Origin of the sequence: Nocardia sp. NPDC050412 (assembly GCF_044458825.1) — a bacterium.
Taxonomy (GTDB): domain Bacteria; phylum Actinomycetota; class Actinomycetes; order Mycobacteriales; family Mycobacteriaceae; genus Nocardia.
The window spans coordinates 1-4234 of sequence record NZ_JBITIJ010000039.1; the positions used below are offsets into that span (position 1 = coordinate 1).

Sequence of the window (4234 nt, forward strand, 5' to 3'; positions counted from 1 at the left end):
GCCGTGCTGTTTCCGATGGTCAACCAGATCCTCGATGGCGCAGAGACAACGGCATTGACGAGTGCGGCTGCAACCGTGGTGGCGTTGGCTCGTCGAGGTCGAGCGGATACATCGGCTGTGCTGGGTGGGGTGGCCGGGCTGTTCGTGGTCGGCGCCGATGTGGACTGGGCCGCTCTGTATGCGGGTACCGGAGCCGAGCGAATCGACTTGCCCACCTACGCTTTTCAGCGTCGGCGTTATTGGATGGCCGAAGGTTCCGCTGGTGGTGGTGGCGCTCGGGCGATGGGTCTCGCCGCTACCGGAAACCCCCTGGTCTCAGTGGTTTTCACGCAACCGGACTCCGACGCGGTGACTCTCACCGGCCGCTTGTCGGTGCAGACGCACCCATGGCTGGCCGACCACGCAGTTATGGACACCGTGCTTTTCCCCGGTACCGGCCTGGTCGAACTTGCCTTGCATGCCGGAGAACAGGTGGGCTGCTCGACTCTCGACGAGTTGGTCCTCCGATCCCCATTGGCACTGTCGGAGTCGGCCGGACTCGCGGTGCGCGTTGTGGTGGATGCCGAGGACGAGACCGGCCGTCGCGGGGTGCGGATCTTCTCCTGCTCCGAGGATGGTGTTGACCCAGGGGCGACTTGGGCGTTGAACGCCGAGGGAGTGCTTGCGCCGGGAATCGATAGTGCGCCTGTGGATTTGGTGCAGTGGCCGCCCTCTGGTGCGGTCGCGGTGGATATCGATGGTGTTTATGACTCCCTGGATGTGCAGGGTTACCAGTACGGTCCGGTGTTCCAGGCGCTTCGGTCGGTGTGGCGTGGATCCGACGGGCTGCTCTACGCCGAAGTCGAATTGCCTGAGCAGGCTCGGCCCGAGGCAGAACGCTTCGGTCTGCACCCGGCATTGCTGGATGCGGCGTTGCATGCGTTGCGATTTGCCGGTGACGTGTCGGCGCAGGGGCCCGGGCTGGCGTTGCCGTTCGAGTGGTCCGGTGTCACGGTGTATGCGGCTGGGGCCGACGCGTTGCGTGTTCGTCTTGCTCGTGTCGGTGAGCATGGCGTTGCTCTGGATCTGGCGGATTCGACTGGTGCTGCGGTGGCGTCGGTGCGGCAGTTGGTTTCCCGTCCGTTTGATCCCGCGCAGCTCACGAGTGGTGCATCTGTTGCCGGTAGTGGGTTGTTCCAGGTCGGTTGGGCACCGATTTCGGTGGGTGAGGGCGAGGTCGCCGCGGTAGCGTGGCCGGATCTCGGTGAGCGGGTGGCGCCGGTGGTGGTGTTGGACTGCCCGGCGGGTGATGATGCCGCTGCCATTCACGCTGCGACGCATGAGGTTCTGGAGGTTCTTCAGGCTTGGGTTGCCGATCATCGGTTCAGTGAGTCGGTTCTGGTGGTCCGGACCAGTGGTGCGGTATCGGTTGGTGGGGAGGACGTTACGAATCTGGCTGGTGCCGCGGTGTGTGGTCTGGTTCGTTCGGCGCAGGCGGAGAATCCTGGTCGGATCGTGTTGATCGACACCGATTCCGGACTCGATGGGTTGCTGGGTGGGGTGCTGGCTGCGGCGGAACCGCAGGTGGCGGTGCGTGATGGGCAGGTATACATTGCGCGACTCGCCCGGGTCGCCTCCACTGCCGCGACCATTCCGGGGCCCGGCCCCTTCGATCCGGACGACACGGTTCTGATCACCGGTGCCAGCGGCTTCCTCGCTGGGTTGTTCGCCCGTTACCTGGTCGACGCCCATGGTGTGCGCCGGCTGTTGCTGTTGAGTCGCCGTGGTGAATCCGCTTCCGGTGCCACCGAGCTGCGGGCGGAGTTGCGGTCTCGCGGTGCCGAAGTCGATTTCGTCGCCTGTGATGTCGCCGACCGTGTCGCGCTCGCCGAGGTCCTGTCAGGTGTACCTGCCGTCCATCCGCTCACCGGTGTGTTCCATATGGCCGGTGTGCTCGATGACGGTGCCATCGCTTCGCTGACCCCGGATCGGATTGATGCGGTGTTGGGGCCCAAGGTCGATGCGGCCTTGCACCTACACGAGTTGACCGCCGATCTGCCATTGAAGGCGTTCGTGTTGTTCAGCTCGGTGGCCGGTGTGTTCGCCAGCGCGGGCCAGGGTAACTATGCCGCGGCCAACGCGTGCCTCGATGCCCTGGCGGCGCACCGCAGGGCATCTGGGCGCTGCGGCCAGTCTTTCGCCTGGGGTCTGTGGAACATGGACGGAGGCATGGCCGCAGAACTGAGCGACGTCGACCGGCACCGCATGTCTCGTTCGGGCATGCTGCCGCTGTCGGAGGAACAGGGTCTCGCGCTGTTCGACGCCGCCATCGAGATCGACGCGGCGGCTCCCGTCCTTGCCCGTTTCGATCTAGAGAGCATTCGCAGCGCGGGGGCCGCCGCACCGACACTGTTGGCTGGCTTGGTCCCCGCTCGCCGGAAAGCGGCCTCGGGCGCCTTCACGGCACTACGTGCTCGTTTGGCCAATACTCCCGACAATGAGCGCTTCGGTGTTCTCGTCGAGATCGTGCGTGGCCAGGTTGCCACGATTCTGGGTCATCAGAACGCGAATGCGGTTGCCGCGGATAAGGCTTTCGGCGAGCTGGGCTTCGATTCGGTCAGTGCTGTCGAGTTCCGCAACGCTCTCGAGAGCGTGACAGGTCTGCGGCTGCCTGCGACGTTGGTGTTCGATTACCCGACACCGCAGGCTTTAGCGGAGTATCTGGCCGATGAGTTCGCTGGTACCAGTCGGGATATCGAGGTTATTGCCAGCCGAGCTGTTGACGACGATCCGATCGCGGTGGTCGGAATGGCCTGCCGTTACCCCGGAGGGATCACTTCCCCTGAGGAACTCTGGGAATTGGTCCGTATCGGCGGGGATGCGATAACGACGCTCCCGGTCGACCGAGGCTGGGACATCAATGGCATCTACGATCCGGAGCCTGGCCGCGCGGGCAAGTCCTACACCCGGGAAGGTGGGTTCCTGCACACTGCTGCCGACTTCGATCCCGATTTCTTCGGGATCGGGCCCAATGAGGCCACGATGATGGATCCCCAGCAGCGGCAACTATTGGAAACGGCATGGGAGGCGTTGGAGCGTGCCGGTGTCGACCCGGTGGTGCTGCGTGGCAGCTCGACCGGTGTTTTCGCGGGTGTGATGTATCACGACTATGCCCAGGGCACCGGGAACAGTGCGACCGGCAGTTTGGTCTCCGGCCGCATCGCCTACACCCTCGGGCTGGAAGGCCCGGCGGTGTCGGTGGATACGGCGTGTTCGTCGTCGTTGGTGGCGATGCATTTGGCTGCGCAGTCGCTGCGGTCGGGTGAGTGTGATCTGGCGTTGGCCGGTGGTGTGACGGTGATGGCGACACCGGAGACCTTCGTAGATTTCAGTCGTCAGCGGGGTTTGTCGCCGGATGGTCGGTGCAAGTCGTTTGCGGATGCCGCTGATGGTGTGGGTTGGGCCGAGGGTGCCGGTGTGTTGGTGCTGGAGCGGCTGTCTGATGCCCGGCGTAATGGTCATGAAGTTCTTGCGGTGCTTGCTGGTTCGGCGGTGAATCAGGATGGTGCGTCTAATGGTTTGACCGCGCCGAATGGTCCGTCGCAGCGGCGGGTGATTCGGCAGGCGTTGGCGAATGCCGGATTGTCTCCTGCCGAGGTTGACGCGGTGGAGGCCCATGGCACCGGAACGACGTTGGGTGATCCGATTGAAGCCCAAGCGCTGCTTGCCACTTACGGCCAAGACCGGGATGCGGACCGTCCGCTGTGGTTGGGTTCGCTGAAGTCCAACATCGGTCACTCCCAGGCCGCCGCGGGTGTGGGTGGTGTGATCAAGATGGTGATGGCGATGCGCCACGGCGTGTTGCCGAAGACACTGCACGTCGATGCGCCCAGTAGCAAGGTCGACTGGTCCGAAGGCCATGTGCGGTTGCTGACCGAATCGGTGGCGTGGCCGGAGACGGATCGGCCGCGTCGCGCTGGTGTGTCCTCGTTCGGGATCAGCGGCACGAATGCTCACGTAATCGTCGAGCAGGTCCCGGCTGCAAAGGCGGCGCCGGTGGTGAAGACTGCCCCGGCTGTGCTGCCTTGGACGCTTTCGGCACGTAGTAGTGAGGCACTCACCGGCCAGGGCGCTCGGCTGGCGTCGTACCTGGACGGGCACGACCACGATCCGGTGGATGTCGGTTTCTCGCTGGCGTCGACGCGTGGTGTGTTCGAGCATCGCGGGGTTGTGGTGGCCGAGGGTCGTGATGGTC

1 protein-coding gene is annotated in these 4234 nt (G+C 64.6%); it reads left to right on the plus strand.

The window, feature by feature from the left end; all coding sequences use genetic code 11:
* On the plus strand, window positions 1-4234 hold a 4234-nt coding region (locus ACIBI6_RS41140), incomplete at both ends, for a type I polyketide synthase (RefSeq protein ID WP_396960590.1).